The 23206-nt window shown below is 68.2% G+C and carries 20 protein-coding genes; 9 read left to right on the top strand and 11 right to left on the bottom strand.

What is annotated here, in order from left to right; translation table 11 throughout:
* From AC6RIC_RS08670 to AC6RIC_RS08660, 3 genes are all read right to left on the bottom strand, one after another.
* Complete coding sequence (locus AC6RIC_RS08670; RefSeq protein WP_454655918.1) at positions 1–1281, bottom strand: cytochrome b; 1281 nt, start codon at positions 1279–1281, stop codon at positions 1–3.
* A 52-nt stretch (positions 1282–1333) separates the two neighbouring features.
* Positions 1334–1831 (bottom strand): ubiquinol-cytochrome c reductase iron-sulfur subunit, encoded by a 498-nt coding sequence (petA, locus tag AC6RIC_RS08665; RefSeq protein ID WP_499736574.1) that lies wholly within the window; start codon positions 1829–1831, stop codon positions 1334–1336.
* Between the two features lie 242 nt (positions 1832–2073).
* Complete coding sequence (locus tag AC6RIC_RS08660; protein WP_454655916.1) at positions 2074–3939, bottom strand: ABC transporter ATP-binding protein; 1866 nt, start codon at positions 3937–3939, stop codon at positions 2074–2076.
* Positions 3940–4311: 372 nt separating this feature from the next.
* Between AC6RIC_RS08660 and AC6RIC_RS08655 the strand changes: the two genes are divergently transcribed.
* Complete coding sequence (locus tag AC6RIC_RS08655; protein ID WP_499735868.1) at positions 4312–4809, top strand: tRNA (cytidine(34)-2'-O)-methyltransferase; 498 nt, start codon at positions 4312–4314, stop codon at positions 4807–4809.
* The gene (gene hemF / locus AC6RIC_RS08650) at positions 4787–5713 is read left to right on the top strand and encodes an oxygen-dependent coproporphyrinogen oxidase (protein WP_499735867.1); all 927 of its coding nucleotides are present in this window, start codon (positions 4787–4789) and stop codon (positions 5711–5713) included. Before AC6RIC_RS08655 ends, hemF begins: the two co-directional genes overlap by 23 nt.
* Here hemF and AC6RIC_RS08645 read toward each other — a convergent pair.
* The 4 genes from AC6RIC_RS08645 to AC6RIC_RS08630 are packed head-to-tail and all read right to left on the bottom strand — an operon-like array spanning position 5710 to position 8509.
* Entirely contained in the window at positions 5710–6948 is a 1239-nt protein-coding gene (locus tag AC6RIC_RS08645; protein ID WP_499735866.1) for a CCA tRNA nucleotidyltransferase, read from the bottom strand. The genes hemF and AC6RIC_RS08645 overlap by 4 nt on opposite strands.
* Positions 6945–7202 carry a DUF6111 family protein gene (locus AC6RIC_RS08640; RefSeq protein ID WP_454655912.1) on the bottom strand — a complete coding sequence of 86 codons (258 nt, stop codon included), beginning with the start codon at positions 7200–7202 and terminating at the stop codon, positions 6945–6947. The genes AC6RIC_RS08645 and AC6RIC_RS08640 overlap by 4 nt, the downstream gene beginning before the upstream one ends.
* Before the next feature lie 42 nt (positions 7203–7244).
* Positions 7245–7898: a CoA pyrophosphatase gene (locus tag AC6RIC_RS08635; RefSeq protein WP_499735865.1), complete on the bottom strand. Its 654-nt coding sequence runs from the start codon at positions 7896–7898 to the stop codon at positions 7245–7247.
* A 5-nt stretch (positions 7899–7903) separates the two neighbouring features.
* Entirely contained in the window at positions 7904–8509 is a 606-nt protein-coding gene (locus AC6RIC_RS08630; RefSeq protein ID WP_499735864.1) for a DUF1285 domain-containing protein, read from the bottom strand.
* Between the two features lie 172 nt (positions 8510–8681).
* Between AC6RIC_RS08630 and AC6RIC_RS08625 the strand changes: the two genes are divergently transcribed.
* The 4 genes from AC6RIC_RS08625 to AC6RIC_RS08610 are packed head-to-tail and all read left to right on the top strand — an operon-like array spanning position 8682 to position 15557.
* Positions 8682–9704, top strand: coding sequence for an AAA family ATPase (locus tag AC6RIC_RS08625; protein ID WP_499735863.1), 1023 nt, complete (start codon positions 8682–8684; stop codon positions 9702–9704).
* A 4-nt stretch (positions 9705–9708) separates the two neighbouring features.
* Positions 9709–10626: a DUF58 domain-containing protein gene (locus tag AC6RIC_RS08620; protein ID WP_499735862.1), complete on the top strand. Its 918-nt coding sequence runs from the start codon at positions 9709–9711 to the stop codon at positions 10624–10626.
* Positions 10627–10638: 12 nt separating this feature from the next.
* The gene (locus tag AC6RIC_RS08615; protein ID WP_499735861.1) at positions 10639–13464 is read left to right on the top strand and encodes a DUF4159 domain-containing protein; all 2826 of its coding nucleotides are present in this window, start codon (positions 10639–10641) and stop codon (positions 13462–13464) included.
* 2 nt (positions 13465–13466) lie between these two features.
* The gene (locus tag AC6RIC_RS08610) at positions 13467–15557 is read left to right on the top strand and encodes a hypothetical protein (protein ID WP_499735860.1); all 2091 of its coding nucleotides are present in this window, start codon (positions 13467–13469) and stop codon (positions 15555–15557) included.
* Here the strand turns inward: AC6RIC_RS08610 and AC6RIC_RS08605 are convergent.
* Positions 15541–16056: a GNAT family N-acetyltransferase gene (locus tag AC6RIC_RS08605; RefSeq protein WP_499735859.1), complete on the bottom strand. Its 516-nt coding sequence runs from the start codon at positions 16054–16056 to the stop codon at positions 15541–15543. The two genes, AC6RIC_RS08610 and AC6RIC_RS08605, sit on opposite strands and share 17 nt — an antisense overlap.
* A 291-nt stretch (positions 16057–16347) precedes the next feature.
* Here AC6RIC_RS08605 and AC6RIC_RS08600 point away from each other — a divergent pair, with 291 nt between their 5' ends.
* The gene (locus AC6RIC_RS08600; RefSeq protein ID WP_499735858.1) at positions 16348–17871 is read left to right on the top strand and encodes an argininosuccinate lyase; all 1524 of its coding nucleotides are present in this window, start codon (positions 16348–16350) and stop codon (positions 17869–17871) included.
* A gap of 18 nt (positions 17872–17889) precedes the next feature.
* Here the strand turns inward: AC6RIC_RS08600 and AC6RIC_RS08595 are convergent, their stop codons facing one another.
* Positions 17890–18399 carry an NUDIX domain-containing protein gene (locus AC6RIC_RS08595; RefSeq protein ID WP_499735857.1) on the bottom strand — a complete coding sequence of 170 codons (510 nt, stop codon included), beginning with the start codon at positions 18397–18399 and terminating at the stop codon, positions 17890–17892.
* Positions 18400–18730: 331 nt separating this feature from the next.
* Here AC6RIC_RS08595 and AC6RIC_RS08590 point away from each other — a divergent pair, with 331 nt between their 5' ends.
* The gene (locus AC6RIC_RS08590; RefSeq protein ID WP_499735856.1) at positions 18731–19624 is read left to right on the top strand and encodes a metallophosphoesterase family protein; all 894 of its coding nucleotides are present in this window, start codon (positions 18731–18733) and stop codon (positions 19622–19624) included.
* A gap of 84 nt (positions 19625–19708) precedes the next feature.
* Complete coding sequence (locus tag AC6RIC_RS08585; protein WP_499735855.1) at positions 19709–20344, top strand: hypothetical protein; 636 nt, start codon at positions 19709–19711, stop codon at positions 20342–20344.
* A gap of 12 nt (positions 20345–20356) precedes the next feature.
* On the opposite strand, the gene AC6RIC_RS08580 is transcribed toward AC6RIC_RS08585, so the two are convergent.
* Positions 20357–21103, bottom strand: coding sequence for an SDR family oxidoreductase (locus tag AC6RIC_RS08580; RefSeq protein WP_499736573.1), 747 nt, complete (start codon positions 21101–21103; stop codon positions 20357–20359).
* A gap of 242 nt (positions 21104–21345) precedes the next feature.
* The gene (locus AC6RIC_RS08575; RefSeq protein ID WP_499736572.1) at positions 21346–23157 is read right to left on the bottom strand and encodes an ABC-F family ATP-binding cassette domain-containing protein; all 1812 of its coding nucleotides are present in this window, start codon (positions 23155–23157) and stop codon (positions 21346–21348) included.
* Positions 23158–23206 lie beyond the last annotated feature (49 nt).

The raw sequence follows: 23206 nt of genomic DNA, 5'->3' as shown, positions 1-23206 counted from the left end.
TCAGCCCTTGACGTTCGGTTCGGCAGCGGTGGCGGTCGCGACGCGCGCCGCCGACCCGCCCTTTGAAGCGAGCACGGCATCGGCAATCGAGGTCGGCAGTGCCTTCGGCCGCTCGAACAGACCGACGACGAAGAGAGCCACGAAGAAGCCGAAATACAGCACGGTGAAGATCTGCGAGGCGATGACGTAACCGCCTTCCGCCGGCATCGCGCCGAGATAGCCGAGGCCGATGCAGACCACGACGAAGGCCCAGAACAGCTGGCGCCCGATCGGACGATAGCTCATCGACTTGACCTTGGAGGTATCGATCCAGGGCAGGAAGGCGAGCACGACGATGGCCGCGCCCATGGCGAGCACGCCGCCGAGCTTGTCGGGAATGGCGCGCAGGATCGCGTAGAACGGCAGGAAGTACCATTCCGGGACGATATGCGCCGGGGTCGAGGCCGGGTTCGCCGGGATGTAGTTGTCGGCATGGCCCATGAAGTTCGGCTGGTAGAACACGAACCAGGCGAACAGGATCATGAACACGACCATGCCGAAGATGTCCTTCACGGTCGCGTAGGGCGTGAACGGCACGGTGTCCTTGGCGACGTTCTTCACCTCGACGCCGGTCGGATTGTTCTGGCCGACGACGTGCAGCGCCCAGATATGCAGCACGACCACGCCGAAGATCATGAACGGCAGCAGGTAGTGCAGCGAGAAGAAGCGGTTCAGCGTCGGGTTGTCGACCGAGTAGCCACCCCACAGGAAGGTGACGATCGTCTCGCCGATCACCGGCAGCGCCGAGAACAGGTTGGTGATGACGGTCGCGCCCCAGAAGGACATCTGGCCCCAGGGCAGCACATAGCCCATGAACGCCGTCGCCATCATCAGCAGGAAGATGACCACGCCGAGGATCCAGAGCACCTCGCGCGGCGCCTTGTACGAGCCATAATAAAGCCCGCGGAAGATGTGCACGTAGACGGCGATGAAGAACATCGAGGCGCCGTTCGAGTGCAGATAGCGCAGCAGCCAGCCGTAGTTCACGTCGCGCATGATGTGCTCGACGGAATTGAACGCCATCGACGCATGCGGGGTGTAGTGCATCACCAGAACAATGCCGGTGATGATCTGCGCCACCAGCATGAACACGAGGATGCCGCCGAAGGTCCACAGGTAGTTCAGGTTGCGCGGAACCGGATAGGACACGGCCGAGTCATGGGCGAGCCGGATGATCGGCAGGCGCACATCAAGCCAGCGCTCGATGCCGGTCTTCGGGACGTAGGAACTGTGACCACTCATGAAGAATGCCTCAAGGCTGTCTCGTCTTGGCAGGAAAGCGTCGAGCGCATGCTCAGCCGATCTTGATCTTGGTATCGCCGTTGAAGGCGTAGGGCGGCACCGGCAGGTTGAGCGGCGCGGGGCCCTTGCGGATGCGACCCGAGGAATCGTAGTGCGAGCCGTGGCAGGGGCAGAACCAGCCGTCGTAATCACCCTTCGATTCGCCGGGCGCGGTGCCCAGCGGGATGCAGCCCAGGTGGGTGCAGTTGCCGAAGATGACGAGGAACTGCTCGTGCCCGGCCTTGGTGCGCTGGGCATCGGTCTGCGGGTCGCGCAGCGTGGCGACGTCGACCGCCTTGGCCTCATCGATCTCCTTCTTGGTGCGATGGCGCACGAAGATCGGCTTGCCGCGCCAGAACAGCTTGATCGCCTGACCTTCGGCGATCGGAGCCAGATCGACGTCGACCGGGGCACCGGCAGCGACCGTCTGCGCGTCGGGCGCGAGCTGGCTGATCAGGGGGATGACGAGTGCGCCGACACCGACCGCACCAGCGGCGCCGGTAGCCAGCATCAGGAAATCGCGGCGGGTTGTTCCGGTCGATGTATCGGTCGCGTGCGCCACGATCCAATCCTCTTAAACGTCTTGCGAGCTGGAACAGCTCGAAATTGTCGCCTCTCGCCCTCATAGGGGCGCGCCGCTTCCGCCGCAATGCGGCGGTGCGTCACCTTCGGCTCTTTGACATGCAGATTGGACGAAGTCTACTGTCGCGAACGCCCCGGCCATGCATGGCGCACAGTCCGTCGGCGAAGACGTCAGACGGCGAGCTTTTCCGGATCGGCAGCAGCCAGGAAACCGCCCGACTGGCGCGCCCAGAGCCGGGCATAGAGCCCGCCCCGCGCGATCAGTTCGTCATGGCTCCCGATATCGGCGATCCGGCCCTGATCGAGCACGATCAACCGGTCGAGCGCCGCGATGGTCGAGAGCCGATGCGCGATCGCGATCACGGTCTTGCCCTGCATCAGCGCCGCGAGCTGCTGCTGGATCGCGGCCTCGACCTCCGAATCGAGCGCCGAGGTCGCCTCGTCGAGGATCAGGATCGGCGCGTCCTTGAGCAGCACGCGGGCGATCGCGATGCGCTGGCGCTGACCGCCCGACAGCTTCACGCCGCGCTCGCCGACGCGCGAATCGAAGCCCTTGCGGCCGTCCTGATCGCCGAGGCCGAGGATGAAGCCATGGGCCTCCGCCTGCTCGGCCGCCCGCGCGATCTCGGCCTGGCTCGCGCCGATCCGGCCATAGGCGATATTGTCGCCGATCGAGCGGTGCAGCAGCGAATTATCCTGCGTCACCATGCCGATCTGGGCGCGAAGCGTATCCTGCGTGACATGCGCGATGTCCTGCCCGTCGATCAGGATGCGCCCGCCCTCGAGCGGGTAGAGCCGCAGCAACAGGTTCACCAGGGTCGACTTGCCGGCGCCCGACGGGCCGACCAGCCCGACGCGCTCGCCCGGCTTGATCTCGAGATCGAGCCCTTCGAACAACCCCTGCGCCCGGCCGTAATTGAAGCGGATCTTCTCGAAGCTGATCGCGCCCTTGTCGACGACGAGCGGCACGGCGTCGGGCGCGTCCGGCAGGTCATGCGGCTTGGCGATCGTCTCCATGCTCTCCTGCACCGAGCCGATATTCTCGAAGATGCCGCGCACGAGATGGATCAGCCAGCCCGACATCTGCACCAGCCGGAGCACGAGGCCGATGGCGGCCGCGACCGCGCCCGGCGTCATCTCGCCCGTGCTCCAGAGCAGCAGCGCCAGCCAGGCCGTGGCCACCACAAGCAGGCTGTTCATCGTCTGCAGGATCACGCTGACGCCGGTGATCAGCCGCGACAGATTGAGGAAGGAGGCGTTCCAGCGCGACAACGAGTCGCGCACCGCCGAGCGCTCGGCATCGGCCCGCGCGAACAGCTTCACCGTCAGGATGTTGGTGTAGGAATCGACGATGCGCCCTGTCGTCGTCGAGCGCCCCAGCGAATTCGCCTCCGAGCGCTGCTTCGCCCGCGGCACGAAGTAGATCAGCAGCGCGACATAGGCCGACAGCCACAGGATCACCGGCAGTGCCAGCCACAGGCTGGTCTTGCCGAAGAAGCCGATCGCGACGGTCGCGAAGACCAGCGCGTACCAGAGATCGTCGATGACCTCGATCGTTGCGCCGCGGATCGACTGCCCGGCCTGGATGACGCGGGCGGACAGGCGCCCTGCAAAGTCATTCTGAAAGTACCCCAGCGCATGGCCGAGCGTGTAGACATGATTGCGCCAGCGGATCTGGTTGGTGATCTGCGGCACCACGACCTGGTCTACGATGGCGTGGTTGGCGAAGTAGATCAGCGGCCGGACGACCACGAGCAGGAAGGCGGCGCCTGCCAAAAGCCAGCCATGGTCGCGGAAGATCGTCTCCGGCGACTGCGTCGAGAGCAGATCGACGAACCAGCCGACCATCAGGTACATCGCCGCCTCGATGCCGCTGAAGCCCAGCCCCGTCAGCATGATCAGGGCCATCCAGCCCTTCACGCCCTTGATGTGATGCCACATGAAGGGCCAGACACCGCGCGGCGGCGTCTCCTGCTCGTCGAAGGGAGCAAAGACGTCGATTCGGCTTTCGAGCCAGCGGAAGAGCGGGGCGAACATGTCTGCCTTCCTAGAGGCTGCCAGAGGCTATGGGATAGGTTTGACGCTGGCGATTTTGCGCGAATGCAAGGAGTTCGAGGACGCAAGCCTTCCGGCTTGCTACGAAGAACGACAAAGCAGTCGCGCAAAAGCGCCGTGCCCTGCGGATGAGGTGAAAACGCGGGAGATGGGAGGAGCACTGCGCCGCCGATACGTCCGTATCGGCAAGCAATGCGACGCTGCAGCTCCCGCGTTTTGACCTCATCAAACCCATCCCATAGCCTCTGGCAGCCTCTGAAGCGGCATCGCGACGGTTTCGAGGCATATGGTCCGCGCCGGCGCGCATGACCAGCCTGCTTGACGCATATCCGGGCGTCACCGCATGACAGGGCCATGCTTCGCCTCGCCCTCTTCCAGCCGGACATCCCGCAGAATGCGGGCACGATGATCCGCATGGCCGCTTGCCTCGGCATCGCCGTCGACATCGTCGAGCCGGCTGCTTTCGACGTCTCGGACCGGCATTTCCGCCGCTCGGGCATGGACTATCTCGAACGCGCCGCCGTCCGGCGTCACGACTCCTTCGCCGCCTTCGAGAACTGGCGCCGGGCGCAAGGCCACCGCCTCGTCCTGGCCGAGACCGATGGCGCAACCCCCCTGCCCGAATTCGCGTTCCGCGCCGACGACATCGTGCTGGTCGGCCGCGAATCGGCCGGCGTGACCGCCGAGGTGCATGCCGCGGCGGAGGCCAGCCTGCACATTCCCATGCGGGCCGGATTGCGTTCGCTCAATGTCGCGCTGGCGGCAGCAATGGTAATGGGCGAAGCCTTGCGACAGACTGGCGGCTTTCCGGGCCGCAATGGAACAGAAGATGGTCACCCCGAAGCCCGCTGAATCCCCCTCCGCCGATCCCGCCATCGTCGCCGCGCTGAAACCCCGCGCAGCCACATGGTTCGAGACCCTGCGCGACCGCATCTGCGCCGCCTTCGAGGCGATCGAGGACGAAGCCGCCGGCCCCTTCCCTGCCGAAACCAGCACGGCCGGACGCTTCGTCCGCACGCCCTGGCAGCGCACCAATCATGACGGTGCGCCCGGCGGCGGCGGCGTCATGTCGATCATGAAGGGCCGCGTCTTCGAGAAGGTCGGCGTCCACGTCTCGACGGTGCATGGCAGCTTCCACCCGGATTTCGCCGGCCAGATTCCCGGCGCGGCGCAGGACCCGCGCTTCCACGCGACCGGCATCTCGCTGATCGCCCATCCCTGGAACCCGCACGCCCCGACCGTGCACATGAACACGCGGCTCGTCGTCACCACGAAGCCGTGGTTCGGCGGCGGCGCCGACCTGACGCCAGTGCTGAATGCGCGCCGCACCCAGGACGATCCCGACGCGCAGGACTTCCACGCCGCGATGCGCGCGCCCTGCGAGCGCTTTCCGGCCATTGCCGATTACCCGCGCTTCAAGACTTGGTGCGACGAGTATTTCTTCCTGAAGCACCGCAACGAGCCGCGCGGCATCGGCGGCATTTTCTACGACTATATCTGGACCGGCGATGTCGAAGCCGATTTCGCCTTCACCCAGGCGGTCGGCGAGGCCTTCCTCGGCAGCTATCCCGACATCCTGCGCCGCAATCTCGGCAAGCCTTGGAGCGAGACCGAGCGCCACGAGCAGCAGGTCCGCCGCGGCCGCTATGTCGAGTTCAACCTGCTCTACGACCGCGGCACGATCTTCGGGCTGAAGACCGGCGGCAACGTCGATTCCATCCTGTCCTCGATGCCGCCGACGGTGCGCTGGCCTTAAGGCCGCGCTTGCCCGACCGCCGCATCGAGCAGCGCGAACTGGGCTTCAGCCGAAACCGGGCAGCCGGCTTCGATCCAGCCTCGCCGGGCCGCCTCGAGGGCCTGCCCGACGCGCGGTCCGGGCGCGATGCCGCGAGCGACGACGTCCTTCCCCGTCAGCAGGAAGGGTGGCGTCCGGCCAAGCTCGGCGATGAGCTGCTGTACACAGTCCCTGTCCTCGCCTCCTGCCGACGCCTTGAGCAGGACGAGCGCCGCAGCCACCGCGTCGTTCCCGGCGTCATGGCCAAGATGGCGCAGCGCCGCGATGCCGGGCAGGTCGGCCCGCCCGCCCAGGCCTTCCAGCGCGCGCGCGATGCGCTCGATCCTGTCGAATTCCTCGTTCGAGAGGCGCAGTCGCTCGCGCAGCCGCAATGCGTCCTCGCCAACCGAAACCGCCAGCGCCGCCAGCCGGAAAGCCGGATGAACGCCTTTCCCGTCATCCCCCGCGATCGCCGCAAAGCGCGAGAGATGCGGCACGCCGCCGATCACCGGCATGATGAGCCCGGCCCCCGCCATCGCCCCGATGGTCGCGACGACGCCGGGGGCGACGAGGAGCTTCAGCAATTCCGCCCGCACCCGCTCGCGCGACAATCCGGCAAGCCCCTCCCTGCCGGCGATGCAGGCGCGCAGGCCATCAGTATCGGGTTCGCCGACGCCGTAGCGGGCATGGAAGCGGAAGAAGCGCAGGATGCGCAGGTAATCCTCGCGGATACGGGTCGCGCCATCGCCGATGAAGCGCACGCGACGCCGCGCGAGGTCGTCGAGACCGCCGCAATAGTCATGCAGCGTACCATCCCGGCTAAGTCCGAGCGCATTGATGGTGAAGTCGCGCCGCAACGCATCCGCCGCGAAGTCCCGGCCGAACACGACCTTGGCGCGGCGTCCGTCCGTCTCGACATCGCGCCGGAGCGTCGTCACCTCGAAGCTCTCGTCTTCGGCGACGAGCGTCACCGTGCCGTGCTCGATGCCGGTCGGCACCGCCTTGAAGCCGGCCGCCCTGCCGCGCCGCATGGTCTCCTGCGGCAAGGCGGTGGTGGCGAGGTCGATATCGCTCGCCGGCTCTCCAAGCAGGAGATTGCGGACCGCGCCGCCGACGACGCGCGTTTCCTCGCCGTCCCCGTCCAAGGCCGACAGCAGCCGCGCAAGCACCGGCTGGGCTAGAAAGCGCGCGACCGCGCCGGCACGGTCTCCACTCATTTGAAGCGGCCGGGCACCAGTACCCCGTTCTCCATATGCGGCGGCTCGTAGGCGCCCTTGCTGCGCGGCGCGATCAAGCCGCCATAGACCAGCACGGCGATGGCCAGCAGGAAGCCTGCGACCGCCAGAGCGAAGGCATGGCGGCTCCAGTGCTCGACATCGAAGGGATTGCGCCGCTTGACGACGAGATAGCCTGCAAAGATGCAGAAAGGCAGGACGAAGAGCAGGACCTCTTCGATGATCGCGCGCAGCATCGGCTTCGTCGTTCCCAGGCGCGGTGTCCGCGCAATACAGTTCTAACCCGCCAGCCGCTCGTACAGATTGCGGATCATGCCGGCGGTCGCCCCCCAGATATAGCGACCCTCGAACGGCATCGCATAGTAGGTGCGGAAATGCCCCTTCCATTCGATGCCCTCGCGCCTGTGATTGGCGGGATCGAGCAGGAAGGAGAGCGGCGTCTCGAAGGCCTCGTCGACCTCGTTGTGATTGATCGTCAGCGAGAACGGCGGCTCGACCAGCGCGACCACCGGCACGATCCGGTAGCCGGTGCCGGTGAGATAGGCATCGAGGAAGCCGAGCGTGCGGATATGCGATCGCGACAGGCCGATCTCCTCCTCGGTCTCGCGCAGTGCCGTGACGACCGGCGAGCCATCGACGGCATCGACCCGCCCGCCGGGAAAGGCGACCTGCGCCGAATGGCTGCGCAAGGCAGCCGCTCGCTGCGTCAGCAGCACGGTCGGTCCTTCCGGGCGCGGCACGATGCCGATCAGCACGGCGGCCGGGACAGCGCGCTTCTCGTCGGGGATCGGCACGGATGCGGCCTGATGCTCATGATCGCCGCGCGGCCGGCTGATCACGTCGCCCAGTAGGGGCGGCTCGGCCCGCAATCGCTCACGCGCCAGCGCCGCGAAACCCTCGCTGCTCAGGTTGAGGGCGGTTTCCGATCCCATCAATGCTAGATGTCCTCGATCTCGCTCGCCGGCACTGCCGGATAGAACTGCCCTGCGGCCGCGACCCCGAACATGGCCTCGTCTTCGACATCCCGCACTTCGCCGAGCGCCAGCAGGTCATAGGTCAGCGCCCGCGTCAGCCGGGCCCAGAGGCCGCGCCGGACATGCACATAAGGTGTCAGCCCGTCCTGCGCAGCCCGCGCGAAACGCAAAGCGTGGTCCGGCCCGACGCAGACGAGATCGTCGACCTGCGTCCGGAATGCGAGCGTCCGAGCATCGCCTACGCCATCGACCTGCATCTCGACGGCCTGGAACGGCGCGTCATCGACGGAGATCCCGACCTTCTCGACCGGGGTCACGAGAAAGTAATCGTCGTTCTCGCGCTTCAACACCGAGGCGAACAGCTTCACCAATGCCGGCCGGCCGATCGGCGTGCCCATGTAGAACCAGGTGCCGTCAGCAGCGATGCGCATGTCGAGATCGCCGCAAAAGGGCGGATTCCAGCGCTCCACCGGCGGCAGACCGCGCGCCTTGCCGCCGCCGAGCGAGGCCATCAGGCGCTCCATCGCCTGGCCCGGTCCCGTCATCTCGTCCTCCCCGGCCACCGGCATCGTGCTTGCATCGCGTTTCCGCCTTGAACTCCACATAATCGTGAAGCCGAGTTGATGTGTACCATTCCATTCGGCGCTTGAGCCGTCGTGATGGCCCGTCCACACTGAACGGCCGAACGCATCGACGGTTCGCATGGCGGCGCAACGGCTCGCGACAGTGAAGGAGATCGACATGGCGGCGCAAGCCCGGGCAAACGAGAGCACTTCGCCGATCGACCTCGACACAGGCATCGTCGAGGCGGCCGAAGCCGCGCTCAGTGCCATCGGCGCAGCGCGCAAGGAGATCGGCAAGGTCATCTTCGGCCAGCAGAAGGTCGTCGATCTCTCGCTGGTGACGCTGCTTTCGGGCGGCCACGGCCTGCTCGTCGGCGTGCCCGGCCTCGCCAAGACCAAGCTCGTCGAGGCGATGGGCACCGTGCTCGGCCTCGCCGCGCGGCGCGTCCAGTTCACGCCCGACCTGATGCCCTCCGACATCCTCGGCTCCGAGGTTCTCGACGAATCGAGCGACGGCAAGCGCCATTTCCGCTTCATCAAGGGCCCGGTCTTCGCCCAGTTGCTAATGGCGGACGAGATCAACCGCGCCTCGCCGCGCACCCAGTCGGCCCTGCTCCAGGCGATGCAGGAGCACCATGTCACGGTCGCCGGCGAGCGCTACGACCTGCCGGCGCCCTTCCATGTGCTGGCGACGCAGAACCCGATCGAGCAGGAAGGCACCTATCCCCTGCCCGAAGCCCAGCTCGACCGCTTCCTGCTTGAGATCGATGTCGGTTATCCCGACCGCGAGGCCGAGCGCCGCATCCTGCTGGAGACGACCGGCGCCGCCGAATACAAGCCCTCCCCGGCGATGACCTCCGAGACGCTGATGTCGATCCAGCGCCTCGTCCGCCGCCTGCCGGTCGGCGAGGCGGTCGTCGATGCGATCCTCGATCTCGTCCGCTCCGCCCGCCCCGGCGAGGGCGAAGCCTCGGTCACCGACAAGCTTTCCTGGGGCCCCGGCCCGCGTGCCAGCCAGTCGCTGACGCTGGCGGTGCGTGCGCGTGCGCTCGTCGAGGGCCGGCTTGCCCCTTCGGTGGATGATGTCGCGGCGCTCGCCATTCCCGTTCTGAAGCACCGCGTCGCCCTGACCTTCGCCGCTCGCGCCGATGGCGAGACCGTCGAGGGCCTGATCGGCAAGCTCGTGGAACGGCTGGGATAGGCCGATGCTGCGCACGCGCGTCCTGGGTCCAAGCGAGAGGCGGCCGACACGGCCGGTCCTCACTGATGCGCTCGACCTCGCCGCGCGCCTGCCGCGTCTGATCCTGGAGGCGCGCCGCGTCTCGGCCAGCATCCACGGCATCCATGGCCGGCGCCGCTCGGGCCCGGGCGAGACCTTCTGGCAGTACCGCCCGCTGGTCGCCGGCGAATCGGCCTCGCGCATCGATTGGCGCCGCTCCGCCCGTGACGGCCATCTCTTCGTCCGCGAACGCGAATGGGAAGCCTCGCATTCGATCTGGCTCTGGATCGACCGCTCGCCCTCGATGGGCTTCGCCTCCTCGCTCGCCATGGCCTCGAAGCTCGACCGCGCGCTGGTCGCGGGCTTCGCTCTCGCCGAGACGATGGTCGAGGGCGGCGAGCGCGTCGGCCATCTCGGGCTGACGCGGGCGCTCGCATCGCGCCGCATCGTCGAGATGCTGGCGCAGGCGATCGTCGCGGATGAGCGCAACGCCGCCTCCGACCTGCCCCCGGAAGCGCCGCTGCCCCGGCTGTCGGACGCGATCATCATCACTGACGGGCTGTCGCCCGCCTCCGCACTCACCCAGCGAATCGCCACGCTGGCTTCGTCAGGCGCACGCGGCCATGTCCTGCTGATCGCCGATCCGATCGAGGAGACCTTCCCCTTCAGCGGCCAGGCCGAACTGTTTGACCTGGAGGACGGGCTGACCCTGCGCGTCGGCGATGCCGGCGCCTGGGGCGATGAGTATCGCCAGCGCCTCGCCGCCCATCGCGAGGCCATCACCGAAGCCTGCCGCAAGGCCGGCTGGACCCTGACGCTGCATCGCACCGACCGTCCGGCAAGCGAGGCGGTGCTGCGCATCGCGAGCCTTATCGCTGCGTCGCGCAGCGCCTCTGGCTTCTGAGGGGAAACGCCGATGCTCAGCGCCCTGCCCTTCAGCTTCTCCGCCCCGCTCGCTCTCGCCGCGCTCGCCCTGCTGCCGGCGCTCTGGCTGATCCTGCGCGTTACGCCGCCACGCCCACGCCGGATCGACTTCCCGCCGCTGAAGATCATGGCGGACCTGATCGCCAAGCGCGAGACGCCGGCCCATACGCCCTGGTGGCTGCTGACGCTGCGCATGGCCGTCGCCGCGCTCGCCATCCTCGCCGTCGCCGGCCCGGTCTGGAACCCGGTGCGGGATGCCGCACCCTCGCGCGGCCCGGTCCTGCTGCTGATCGATAACGGCTTCGGCGCCGCCACCGACTGGCCGGAGCGCGTCGCGGTCGCCGAATCGCGCATCGCCGCAGCGACCCGCGAAGGCCGCCCCGTCGCCGTGGTCGGCCTCGCCGAAGCCCCTGCCGCGATCGCGCTGGCGGAGCCGCGCATCGCACTCGACCGGCTGCGTGCGCTCCCGCTCCAACCGCATGCGCCGGACCGCGCCGCCCATCTCCCGCGGATCGAAACCTTCCTGCAGGGGTCCCCCGCCACTGAGATCGTCTGGGTCGCCGATGGACTTGGCGTGTCCGACGATGGCAGCTTTCTCGCCCGGTTGAAGCAGGATGCCGAGGCCCGTCGCCTCGCTGTTCATGCCGGCCCGCCCGCGCAGCTCGCCCTCGCCGCGCCCGAGAACCTCGCGGGAGCCCTCACCGTCAAGGTGCTGCGCCCCACCACGAGCGCCGCCGCGACGGGGCAGGTCCGCGCGCTCGATCTCAAAGGCCTGCCGCTTGGCAACGCCCCCTTCATCTTCGAGGGTAGCAACCTCGAAACGACCGCGCGCCTGACTTTGCCGATAGAGGTCCGCAACGCCGTCTCCAGGCTGGAGATCATCGGCGAGCGCAGCGCCGGCGCCGTGGCGCTGCTCGACGACCGGGCCAAGCGCCGCCGCATCGGCCTCGTCTCGGGTGCGACCGCCGACACCGCCCAGCCATTGCTGTCGCCGACCTATTATCTCTCCCGCGCCCTCCAGCCCTTCGCCGAAATCCGCGAGCCGCGGCAGGGCTCGACCGATCCGATCGGCGAATTGCTGGCGCAGAACCTCTCGGTGCTGGTCCTCGCCGATATCGGCGCGCTCGACCGCGAGACCGCTGAGAAGGTTACGCGCTTCGTCGAGCGCGGCGGGGTGCTGCTGCGCTTCGCGGGTGCCCGCCTCGCGGCCGCCTCCGACGAGCTGACGCCGGTACGTCTGCGCCGTGGTGGCCGCACGCTCGGCGGTGGCCTGTCTTGGGAGACGCCGCGCAAGCTCGCGCCCTTCACCCGCGAGAGCCCCTTCTTCGGCCTGACCATCAGCGACGATATCCGCGTCAGCCGCCAGATTCTGGCCGAGCCGGAGCCCAACCTCTCCCGCAAGACCTGGGCGGCGCTGGAGGACGGCACGCCGGTCGTCACCGGCGAGCGGCGCGGCGACGGCCTCATCGCCATGGTCCATGTCACCGCCGACACCACCTGGTCGAACCTTCCGCTCTCGGGCCTCTTCGTCGACATGCTCCGCAAGATCGTCCATCTCGCCGGCAACGGCCCGGCGGTCGAAACGCAGAGTGATGAGACCCGCGTCGAGACCCTGTCGCCCACCCGCCTGCTCGACGGCATCGGCCAGTTCCGCTCACCACCCGCCACCGCGCAGCCGGTGGCACGCAACTATGCCGGCCGCGCGACCCTCGCCCATCCGCCCGGCCTCTACGGCCCCACCGACGGCTCGCTCGCGGTCAACGCGCTGACGCCAACCGACACGCTCGCCGCCCTCGACCTCGCCAGCCTCGGCGTCGCCGTGCTGCCGATCGATGAACCGATCGCGCGCGACATCCGCCCGTTGCTGCTCGTCCTCGCCCTGTTGCTGCTCGTCGCCGACACGCTGGCGACGCTCTGGCTCGGCGGGCGTCTCAACCTCGCCCGCCTGCGCAAGGTCGCCGCGCCGGCTGCGGTCCTGCTCGCGCTTGGCGCCTCCTTCGGCCTCGCCCCCGATACCGCCCGCGCCCAGCAACCCGCCCCGAACGCGCAGGCCGACACCCGCCCGCCGATCCCGCGCGCCCTGCTCGCCAATGGCGCGATGACGCGGCTGGCCTATGTCGTGACCGGCGACAAGCCGGTCGACGACATGTCCAAGGCGGGCTTGACCGGCCTCAACACCGTGCTCGGCGCCCGCACGGCGCTGGAGCCGGGCGAGCCTGTCGGCGTCAGCGTCGAGCGCGACGAGCTCGCCTTCTTCCCCGTGCTCTACTGGCCGATCGTCGCCGGCCGGCCGGTTCCCTCGGCCGAGACTTTGCGCAAGCTCGAAGCCTATATGAAGGGCGGCGGGCTCGTGATCTTCGACACGCGCGACGCGATGAGCGCGCGGCCCGGCGGCGGCACCACGCCCGAGGGCGACCAGCTCAAGCGCATGCTGCAGACGCTGGACATTCCCGAGCTGGAGCCGCTGCCGCGCGACCACGTCCTGACCAAGACCTTCTACATCCTCGACGAGCTCGTCGGCCGCTACGACACCGGCACGACCTGGGTCGAGACCCTGCCGCCAGCCGATAGTGACGGTCGCCGGCCGGCCCGCGCCGGCGACAATGTCTCGCCCATAGTCATCACCGCCAACGACCTCGCGGCCGCCTGGGCGATCGACCGGCGCGGCGAAGGGCTGGTGCCGCTTTCCGGCGGCGATCCGCGCCAGCGCGAGATGGCGCTGCGTGGCGGCATCAATCTCGTGATGTATGCGCTCACCGGCAACTACAAGGCCGATCAGGTCCATGTCCCGGCCCTGCTCGAGCGTCTGGGACAATAGCCATGTGGAGCGTATCCCTCGCCCCGATGGTGCCGCTGCCGCTGCTGATCGGCCTGGCCGTGCTCGCGGCTTTGGCTGCCGGCGCCGCCATCGTGCTCGCCGGCCGCAGCGCCATCCTGCGCGCGCTGGCGCTCGTCGTGCTGACCACGGCGCTGGCCGATCCCTCGCTCGTCTTCGAGGATCGCGAGCCGGTCAAGGATGTCGTCTCGGTCGTGGTCGACCGTTCGGCCTCGAACCGCCTCGCCGACCGCGCTGCCCAGACCGACGCCGCCGTCGCCGAGATCGAGCGGCAATTGCGCGGCATTCCCAATGTCGAGCCACGGATCGTCGAACTGCGCGACGCGCAAGGGACCAATGACGGCACCCGCCTGTTCGAGGCCCTGTCGTCGAGCCTCGCCGACGTGCCCTCCGAGCGCGTCGCCGGCGCGATCGCGATCACCGACGGCCTCGCCCATGACGCGCCTGCTAATGCCGAGACGCTCGGCCTGCGCGCCCCGCTGCATGTCCTGACCACCGGCCGCAATGCCGAGATCGACCGCCGCATCGTGCTGGTCGATTCGCCTCGCTTCGGCATCGTCGGCAAGGACCAGATCATTCGCCTGCGCGTCGTGGACAAGGGCGGCCCTGGCCGCGCCGGCCTGACCATCCGCCGCGACGGCGAGATCGTCGCCCGCCGCGAGGTCGCGACCGGCCAGACCGTGCAGGTCCCCGTCCGCATCGACCGGGGCGGGCCGAACGTCGTCGAGATCGAGGCGCAAGCCATCGACAACGAGCTGACGCTGGCGAACAACCGCGCCGTCATCACCATCGAAGGCGTGCGCGACAAGCTCCGCGTGCTGCTGGTCTCGGGCGAGCCGCATCCGGGCGAGCGCACCTGGCGCAACCTGCTCAAGGCCGACGCCAATGTCGATCTCGTCCATTTCACCATCCTGCGCCCGCCGGAGAAGCAGGACGGCACGCCGATCAACGAGCTCTCGCTGATCGCCTTCCCGACGCGCGAGCTGTTCCAGGTCAAGATCAAGGAATTCGACCTGATCATCTTCGACCGCTACGCTAACCAGTCGATCCTGCCGCTGCTCTATTTCGAGAACATCGTGCGCTATGTCCGCGACGGCGGTGCATTGCTCGTCGCTGCCGGCCCCGAATATGCCGGCTCGCAGACGCTGGCGCGGACTCCACTCGGCCAGATCCTGCCGGCCCTGCCCGATGGCAGCGTCATCGACGAGGCTTATCGCGCCCAGGTCAGCGAACCCGGCAAGCGCCACCCCGTCACCCGCGACCTGCCGGGCTCGGAAGTCTCGCCGCCGCGCTGGGGCGAATGGCTGCGCATGGTTGGCGCCCAGGCGCGGGCCGGCGGCGCGCCGGTCATGACCGGCCCGGGCGACCGGCCGCTCCTGATGCTGGCGCGCGAGCAGAAGGGCCGCGTCGCGCTCTTCCTCTCCGATCATGCCTGGCTCTGGGCGCGCGGCTTCCGCGACGGCGGCCCCTATCTCGACCTTCTGCGCCGCCTCAGCCACTGGCTGATGAAGGAACCGGAGCTTGAGGAGGAGGCCCTGCGCGCGACCGTGCGCGGCGCGACCGTCGAGGTCGAACGCCAGACGCTGCGCGACAATCCTGGCCCCATCACCATCACCGGCCCCGACGGCCAATCGCGCACGGTCACGCTCGAAGCCGGTCGCCCCGGACTGTTCACCGCCCGCATCCCGACCAGCGATCTCGGCCTCTACCGCCTGACCTCCGACAACCTCACCGCCTTCGCCAGCGTCGGGCCGGAGAACCCGCGCGAATTGATGGAAGTGGTCAGCGATCCCGGCGCTCTCCAGACGCTGGCGCAGGCCACCGGCGGCTCGTCGCGCCGCATCGGCCGCGAGAGCGGTTCGGCCGTCAATGTGCCGCGCATCGTGCCGGTGCGCTCCGGCAGCCAGTTCGCCGGCAATGACTGGATCGGCCTGAGGATCAGCGATTCCGGCATCGTGCGCGGCGTGCGCATCTCGCCGCTCTTCATCGGGCTGCTCGGCTTGGCCGTGCTGTTCGGCGCTCTGGTCGCGGGCTGGCTCGGCGAGAGCGGCCGGCGCCTCAGGCGTCAGAGCTGAAGCGCATCGAGGTCACCGCCCCGCTGCGCTGCTTCAGTACGCCCTCGACCAGCTCCAGCGCCAGGAAGCGCGCCGGATCGACCGGTCCCGGCAGCACGAGCTGGCCGGGCGGCAGCACCTTGAAGCCGAAGCGGGCGTAATAGGGCGCGTCCCCGATCAGCATGATCAGGTCATGCCCGGTCTCGCGCGCGGCCTCGATCGAGCGGTTCATCAGCGCAGCTCCGATGCCCCGGCCCTCGAAGGCGGGGTCGACCGTCAGCGGCCCCAGCATCAGCGCCTTGTGGCCGCCGGCCAGCACGGTCGTCACCTTCACCGAACCGACGAGGAAGGTGCCGACATGGGCGGCGAAGGACAGGGCGTGGTCGGGCGGCACGCCCTCGCGCAGACGGAAGGCGGTGCGGGCGAAGCGGCCGGGGCCGAATGCGCGCTCATGCAGGCGCTCGATCGCGGCAGCGTCCACGGGGAGTTCGTGGCGGATGGTCAGAGGCAGGGATGTCATGATGATCGACGTGTAGCGCGGGAGGCGGATCGGCTGAGCGAGGGCAGGCGCGTGCGGGCGCTCTACCGGAAGGGCGCATTCAGCGCGCCGGTCGTCGCAGGTCTCGCAGGCTCAGCCGGATCATCATGGACAGCGCGTCTAGCAGAGCACCCGAGCGGCGTCCATCCATCTTGTGTCGATCCTCAGCGGGGACTTGTCGGTCTTGCCGCTTTGGTCTCAACTCGGGTCTCCAGCGGGGGAACAGGCCACGGAAGCCGCAGGCGATCTCGCCTGTCGGAACGGAGACGACCGATGTCCGGATATAAGCCGCTCGCCGCCGCCCTGCTTCTGGTGGCGATTGCCATGCCCGCTCACGCCCAGCAGCCGGCGCCGCCGAAGGAACCCCTCCGGGACGAGTTCTTCTGGCTCGGCGAGATCAACAAGGCGAGCACGGTCATCAATGCCGAGCAAGGCCTGCTCGACCGGGCACTGGCGCCGAAGCTGGCTCAGGGCATCGCCAAGGTCATCGAGGCCGGCAACCAGCCCGGCGCGAGGCGGCCTTCGACCGTGATCAGCTTCGAGCCGTTGATGATCAAGGAAGCCGGGGTCGAAGTCACACTGATCCATGCCGGCCGCTCCAGCCAGGACATGCACGCGACCTATCGCGCCGCGATCATGCGCGACCGGCTCCTGACGCTGGCCGGTGAGCTCAACCGAGCGACGCGGACGATGGTCGAGCTCGCCGCGACGCATCGCGGCACGATCGTGCCCAACTACACCAACGGCGTCGCGGCCCAGCCCAACAGCTACGGCCACTACCTCCTCGGCCTCGTCGCCGGGCTTGACCGCGACGCGCAGCGCATCCGCGAGACCTATGCCCGCGTCGACCGCTCGCCGATGGGCACCACGGTGCTCAACGGCACGAGCTGGCCGCTCGATCGCCAGCGGATGGCCGATTATCTCGGCTTCGCCGGCCTCGTCGAGAACGCCTACGACGCCTCGCAGATCGCCGCGGCCGATCTGCCAATCGAGGTCGGCGGTATCGTCACCGGCATCGCCTTGCATGTCGGCGGCTTCATCGAAGACGTGATGACGCAATATGCGCAGTCGCGGCCCTGGATCATCCTGCGCGAGGGCGGCGGCAATACCTATGTCTCGAGCGCCATGCCGCAGAAGCGTAATCCGGGCCTGCTGAACGGCACCCGCGAGGACGCTTCGACCGCGCTCTCGCTGGCGATGGGGCCGGTCTTCCGGGCGCATAACATCCCACCCGGCATGCCGGACGCCAAGGACGCGAAAGCCAACAGCGCCATGACCGACAGCGCGACCAAGGCCCTGCAGGGCCTTGACCGCATCCTGAAGGCGCTCGCCATCGACCCGGAACGCGCGCTGGAAGAACTCAACAGCGACTGGACGGCCTCGCAGGAGCTCGCCGACGTACTGATGCGGAAGTACAAGCTGCCCTTCCGCGCCGGCCATCATTTCGCGTCGGAGGTGGTCGACTACGCCAAGCTCCACAACATCAAGCCGACCGAGTTTCCCTATGCGCAGGCGCAGGCGATCTACCGCAAGGCGGCGCCGGAGATGGGCCTCGCCGCGGCCGATCTGCCGATGGGCGAGGCCGAGTTCCGCGCGACGCTCGATCCCGTCGCGATCATCAAGAACCGGGCGACTTCGGGCGGCCCGCAGCCGGCCGAGATGGATCGGATGCTGGCGGAGGCGAAGCAGCGCCTCGACCGGCAGGATGCCTGGATCAAGGATCGCCGCACGAAGATCACGACAGGTCTCGCCAAGCTCGACGCCGACTTCGGCACGCTGGCGAGAAGCGCGAACTGACCAGCCGGGCCGCGGCCGTCACCAATCCACGGTTGGCGGCTGCCCGGACAGGATCTCCGCCAGCCGCCGCCGCGTCGCCGGCGTCGTGCCGTCCGGCAGACGATCGAGCGGAAAGAAGCCGGCCTCGGCGATCTCGCGGTCGGGCTGCTTGATGCGTTCGACCCGGAACTGACGGAGGACATAGACGGCGACATGGTCTCGCCGCGAGATCCTGCGGTTGAAGAACAGCCCATGCAGGATCGGCCGCCCGGTCGGAACGATGCCCGCCTCTTCCGATAATTCGCGCTCCAGCGACAGTTCCGCTGTCTCTCCGACCTCGACCCCGCCACCGGGAAAGTGCCAGCCGGGCACATAGGTGTGGCGGATCAGGAAGACCTCGCCGCGATCGTTCAGGACGACGGCACGCACGCCAAAAGTCATGCCCCGCGCGAAGCGGAAATAGACATGCAGCAACCGCGTCACCGCGCGCTGCGCGAGTGTCCGTTGCTGCTCGGGGTCGGCCACTGGCTGCGGATTTGACGATTGCATCCGATCGAGTCTCAAGGGTGAGTTAATTGTCTATGCAAAAACCGCATGACGGACCGTCAAGCAGATCAGTTGTTCCGCCACAAACGCGCCCCAAATGAGGCAGATACCGCAGCGCAACATCAGGACCCAGGAACCATGCTTCTCTCTTTCATCATCGCTCGCTTCAAGGCCAAGCCGGCCTATGTCTGGAAGCCCGCCGTCACCATGACCGATTCCCGCATCGTGTCGGAACTGACCGGCGCCGCCAACTGAGGTCTTCGGACCCTTCCGCAGTCCAGGCGCGCCACGGCGCGCTTGACTGACGGCCTCCTGCGGGGGCAAGCGCTAGAGCGTGTTCAAGCTCGCGCATCTGTCCGACCCGCATCTTGGCCCGCTCGCCGGGTTTTCGCTGCATCAGCTCTTCGGCAAGCGCGCGACCGGTTACGTCAACTGGCGACGCAAGCGCCGGCACGCCCATGACATGGATATCCTGGCGCGCATCGTCGCCGACATCCACGCGCATGAGCCCGACCATATCGCCTGCACCGGCGATGTCGCCCATATCGGCCTGCCCAACGAGTTCAAGACCGCGATAGCCTTTCTCGACGAGCTCGGCCCGCGGGAGAGGGTGAGTTTCGTGCCGGGCAATCACGACGCCTATGCACGCTCCTCGCTGAAGCCCCTGGCGGGTCTGCTCGCGCCCTGGATCGCCGATGACGAAGGCAAGGCCGGTTATCCCTGGTATCGCCGCCGCGGACCCGTCGCGCTGATCGGCGTCAACAGCGGCGTGCCTACCCTCCCCCTGATGGCGACCGGCCGCGTCGGCAGCGAGCAGATCGCCCGGACCGAAGCCCTGCTCGACCGTGCCCGCGACGAAGGGCTGATCCGCGTCGTGCTGATCCATCATCCGCCCTATCTCGGCGGCGCCAAGCGCGGCCGCGAATTGGTGGATGCCGCCGCCTTCGAGGCGATGCTGAAGCGCAAGGGCGCCGACCTCGTCCTCCACGGCCACAATCACAGCTTCTCGCTGGCCTGGCGCCCGGGCCTCGGCCGCGACGTGCCGATCGTCGGCGTGCCCTCGGCCTCGATCGGCCCGCGCGGACACGGCGAACTCGGAGCCTGGCATCTGTTCCGCATCGAGGGCGACGCCAGCGCCCCACGGATCACGCTGGAGCAGCGCGGCTTCGAGCCCGACGGCACCGTCATCCTCCGCCAGAAGATCGCGCTGCACGCGAAGCCGGCCTGACGGGTCTCGCAGCGGATTCCACCATACCCGTTTACGGGTCTTTCACGTGCGAACCGTAGAATTCCCTAGCGGAAGGAACGTGTCATGTTCGCAGGGACGCTGGGCAGGAGCCAATTCTTCGTCAGGTCCTGCATCGTCGGTATCGCCGAGACGGTGCTCCTGCTCATCTGTATCGCCGTGCAATACCAGGCCTTCATCGGCCCGCCCGGTGCGGGGCGCTACCAGCTCGCCATGACCGTGTTCCTGGTCAGCGGCTTCTTCTGCTTCAAGCGCATCGGCTTCGCCATCAGGCGCAACCGCGACGCGGGCGGCGGCGATCTCCTGCCCGGCCTCTACGCCATCGGCATCTGCGCCGCGCTCCTCCTGCAGGTCCAGGCTCTGATCGTGCGGACCAATGACAGCCCCCTGAATGGCCTGGAATATGCCGGGTTGCTCTATCTCGCCCTGACCGGCGCCTGGCTTTACCTGCTGCTCGCTGCATCCGAACCGGGCGGAGCCCGGTTCGGCGATGCATCCGCGACAAGCCGGAGCCACTTCGGCAATGGCGACGCGGCAACCGCCCCTTCGCAGCTCTCGCTGGCGATGGAACAGGCGATCGCTGGCACGAAACCCATTCCGGCTGCGCCGATGCCGGCCCAGCCTCAGGGCTTTCTCGGATCGGTCCGGCGCACGCCACCGCCGCCCCAGCGTACCGAATTCGGCCGGCGCGGCGTCAAATAGGGGCCTCCCGGCTCAGACGCAGCGGCCGCCGTCGACAGCCAGCACCGAGCCTGTCACCATGTCCGCCTCGTCCGAGCACAGGAACAGCGCGGCATTGGCGATATCCTGCGGCGTCGAGAACCGACCCCACGGAATCGAGGCGGTGAACTGCGCGCGGCGCTCCGGGGTGTCCTCGCCCATGAAGGTGGCGAGCAGCGGCGTCTCGCCCGCGACCGGCGCGATGGCGTTGACGCGGATCTTGTCCGGCGCGAGCTCGACCGCCATCGACTGCGAGATCAGGTTCGCGGCGCCCTTCGAGCCGTTGTACCAGGTCAGGCCCGGACGCGGACGCAGGCCCGCGGTCGAGCCGATGTTCAGGATCACGCCGCCGCCATGCTCGCGGAAATGCGGCACGGTCGCACGCGCCATCAGATAGATCGACTTCACGTTCACCGCGAAGATGCGGTCGAACTCTTCCTCGGTCACCTCGGTCATCGGCTTGTTGCGATGGGTGGTGCCGGCATTGTTGACGACGATGTCGAGCCGCCCGACCTTGGCGAAGATCTTCTCGACAGCCTTGTCGACGCTCTTGGCCTTGCCGACATCGCAGGTCACGGCGAAGGCCTTGCGGCCGATCGCCTTCGCGGCCTCCTTGGCCTTGTCGCCGTTGATATCCAGCACCGCGACGCGCGCGCCCTCGCGCACGAAGGTCTCGGCGATGCCGAAGCCGAACCCCTGCGCTGCGCCGGTCACCAGCGCGGTCTTGCCCTTCAGTCTCATGGTCATTCCCTGTGCTCTGCGATTGCGCGATGTTTGAAACGATTGAGCTTGGCCGTAAATGCGCTTTCGTGCGCGGGCGGGTGCGAAAATCGGATAACGGAACCTTCCCTTCTCCCCTTGCGGGAGAAGGTGGCGGCGCGAAGCGCTGACGGATGAGGGGTCGCGCCATCCTCAATCGCTAGCGATCCGCCTCGCGAGACCCCTCACCCTAACCCTCTCCCGCAAGGGGAGAGGGAACAGGTTTACGCTCCGATCTCCTCACGCAGCATCTCCAGCTCCAGCCAGCGCTCCTCGGCCTCGCCGATCTCGCGCGCAACCTCCTCCAGCCGCGCCGTCGCCTTGGCGAAGAGTTTCGGATCGCGCGTGTAGAGGTCGCCCGCCACGGCGGTATTGAGCTTTGCGGCCTCGGCCTGCAGCGTCTCGATCTTCTTCGGTAGCGTCTCCAGCGCATGCTTCTCGTTGAAGGAGAGCTTGCGCTTGGAGGCGGATGCGGCCAGCGCCGCAGTCGCCGCCTTGGGAGCGGCAGGCGCCGCCTTCTCGACCGGCCGCGCCTTGGCCCCGACGCCGCGCCCGCGCTGCGCCAGCATGTCGGAATAGCCGCCGGCGAATTCGGTCCAGATGCCGTCGCCATCCGAGATCAGCACTGAGGAGACGACGCGGTCGATGAAGTCGCGGTCGTGGCTGACCAGCAGCACCGTGCCCTGGTAGTCGGCGAGCAGTTCCTGCAGCAGGTCGAGCGTCTCGAGGTCGAGATCGTTGGTCGGCTCGTCGAGCACCAGCAGGTTCGAGGGCTTGGCCAGCGCGCGCGCCAGCATCAATCGCCCGCGCTCGCCGCCGGAGAGCGCGCCGACCGGCGTGCCGCGCTGGATCGGCTGGAACAGGAAGTCCTTCATATAGGAGATGACATGGCGCGGCTGGCCGCCGACCATGACCTGGTCCGAGCCGCCACCTGTCAGCACCTCGCCGAGCGGCGTCTCCGGATCGAGGCTCTCGCGGCGCTGATCGAGCGTCACCATCTCCAGCGCGGTGCCGAGCTTCACCTTGCCGGAATCCGGCGCGAGCGCTCCGGTCAGCAGGTTGATCAGTGTGGTCTTGCCGGCGCCGTTCGGCCCGACGATGCCGATCCGGTCGCCGCGCGCGACGCGCAGCGACAGGTTCTTGACGATCGTGTTGTCGCCATAGGCCTTGGCGACGTCGATCGCCTCGATGACGAGTTTGCCCGACGCCTGCGCCTCGCTGGCCTCCAGCCGGACATTGCCCTGCGCGGCCCGCGCCGTACGACGCTGGTCGCGCAGCGCATGCAGCTCGCCGAGCCGGCGCTGGTTGCGGGTGCGCCGGGCACTGACGCCATAGCGCAGCCAGTCCTCCTCGCGGGCGATCTTGCGGTCGAGCTTGTGGCGGTCGAGTTCCTCCTGCGCCAGCACCTCGTCGCGCCAGGCCTCGAACTCGCCGAACCCTCTTTCGGCCCGCTTGGTCACGCCGCGGTCGAGCCAGATCGTGGCGCGCGAGAGCGAGGTCAGGAAGCGACGGTCGTGGCTGATCAAGACCATGGCCGAGCGCAGCGACTTCAGCTCCTGCTCCAGCCATTCGATCACCGGCAGGTCGAGATGGTTGGTCGGCTCGTCCAGCAGCAGGATGTCCGGCTCCGGCGCCAGCACGCGCGCCAGCGCCGCCCGACGCCCCTCGCCGCCCGACATAGAGGCCGGGTTCTCCTGCCCGGTCAGGCCGAGCTCGGTCAGCAGGTATTGCGCGCGATAGGCATCGTCGCCCGGCCCCAGGCCGGCCTCGACATAGGCGAGGGCCGTGTCGAAGCCGGTGAAGTCCGGCTCCTGCGGCAGGTAGCGGATGGTCGAGCCCGGCTGCACGAAGCGCTCGGCATGGTCGGGCTCGACGAGCCCCGCCGCGATCTTGAGCAGCGTCGACTTGCCCGAGCCGTTGCGGCCGACGAGGCAGACGCGCTCCCCGGCCGAGACCGCGATCTCGGCGGCTTCGAGCAAGGGCTGTCCGCCGAAGGTGAGCGCGACGTCGCGCAGATGCAGCAAGGGGGCCATGATCCGTCCTGTGTTCGGCCTGCGGGATAGACCGCCACTGCTCCGCTGTCAC

The sequence above is a fragment of the Allobosea sp. TBD101 genome (genome assembly GCF_059817965.1).
This window is presented reverse-complemented; position numbering and strand designations above follow the sequence as displayed.

Coding starts and splice junctions, on each gene's coding strand:
- petA (WP_499736574.1), bottom strand. CDS start 1,831: ATGCTGGCTACCGGCGCCGCTGGTGCGGTCGGTGTCGGCGCACTCGTC.
- AC6RIC_RS08620 (WP_499735862.1), top strand. CDS start 9,709: ATGCTGCGCACGCGCGTCCTGGGTCCAAGCGAGAGGCGGCCGACACGG.
- AC6RIC_RS08615 (WP_499735861.1), top strand. CDS start 10,639: ATGCTCAGCGCCCTGCCCTTCAGCTTCTCCGCCCCGCTCGCTCTCGCC.
- AC6RIC_RS08670 (WP_454655918.1), bottom strand. CDS start 1,281: ATGAGTGGTCACAGTTCCTACGTCCCGAAGACCGGCATCGAGCGCTGG.
- AC6RIC_RS08580 (WP_499736573.1), bottom strand. CDS start 21,103: ATGAGACTGAAGGGCAAGACCGCGCTGGTGACCGGCGCAGCGCAGGGG.
- AC6RIC_RS08600 (WP_499735858.1), top strand. CDS start 16,348: ATGTCCGGATATAAGCCGCTCGCCGCCGCCCTGCTTCTGGTGGCGATT.
- AC6RIC_RS08595 (WP_499735857.1), bottom strand. CDS start 18,399: ATGCAATCGTCAAATCCGCAGCCAGTGGCCGACCCCGAGCAGCAACGG.
- AC6RIC_RS08635 (WP_499735865.1), bottom strand. CDS start 7,898: ATGGGATCGGAAACCGCCCTCAACCTGAGCAGCGAGGGTTTCGCGGCG.
- AC6RIC_RS08645 (WP_499735866.1), bottom strand. CDS start 6,948: ATGAGTGGAGACCGTGCCGGCGCGGTCGCGCGCTTTCTAGCCCAGCCG.
- AC6RIC_RS08640 (WP_454655912.1), bottom strand. CDS start 7,202: ATGCTGCGCGCGATCATCGAAGAGGTCCTGCTCTTCGTCCTGCCTTTC.
- AC6RIC_RS08585 (WP_499735855.1), top strand. CDS start 19,709: ATGTTCGCAGGGACGCTGGGCAGGAGCCAATTCTTCGTCAGGTCCTGC.
- AC6RIC_RS08605 (WP_499735859.1), bottom strand. CDS start 16,056: ATGACATCCCTGCCTCTGACCATCCGCCACGAACTCCCCGTGGACGCT.
- AC6RIC_RS08655 (WP_499735868.1), top strand. CDS start 4,312: ATGCTTCGCCTCGCCCTCTTCCAGCCGGACATCCCGCAGAATGCGGGC.
- hemF (WP_499735867.1), top strand. CDS start 4,787: ATGGTCACCCCGAAGCCCGCTGAATCCCCCTCCGCCGATCCCGCCATC.
- AC6RIC_RS08630 (WP_499735864.1), bottom strand. CDS start 8,509: ATGCCGGTGGCCGGGGAGGACGAGATGACGGGACCGGGCCAGGCGATG.
- AC6RIC_RS08625 (WP_499735863.1), top strand. CDS start 8,682: ATGGCGGCGCAAGCCCGGGCAAACGAGAGCACTTCGCCGATCGACCTC.
- AC6RIC_RS08660 (WP_454655916.1), bottom strand. CDS start 3,939: ATGTTCGCCCCGCTCTTCCGCTGGCTCGAAAGCCGAATCGACGTCTTT.
- AC6RIC_RS08610 (WP_499735860.1), top strand. CDS start 13,467: ATGTGGAGCGTATCCCTCGCCCCGATGGTGCCGCTGCCGCTGCTGATC.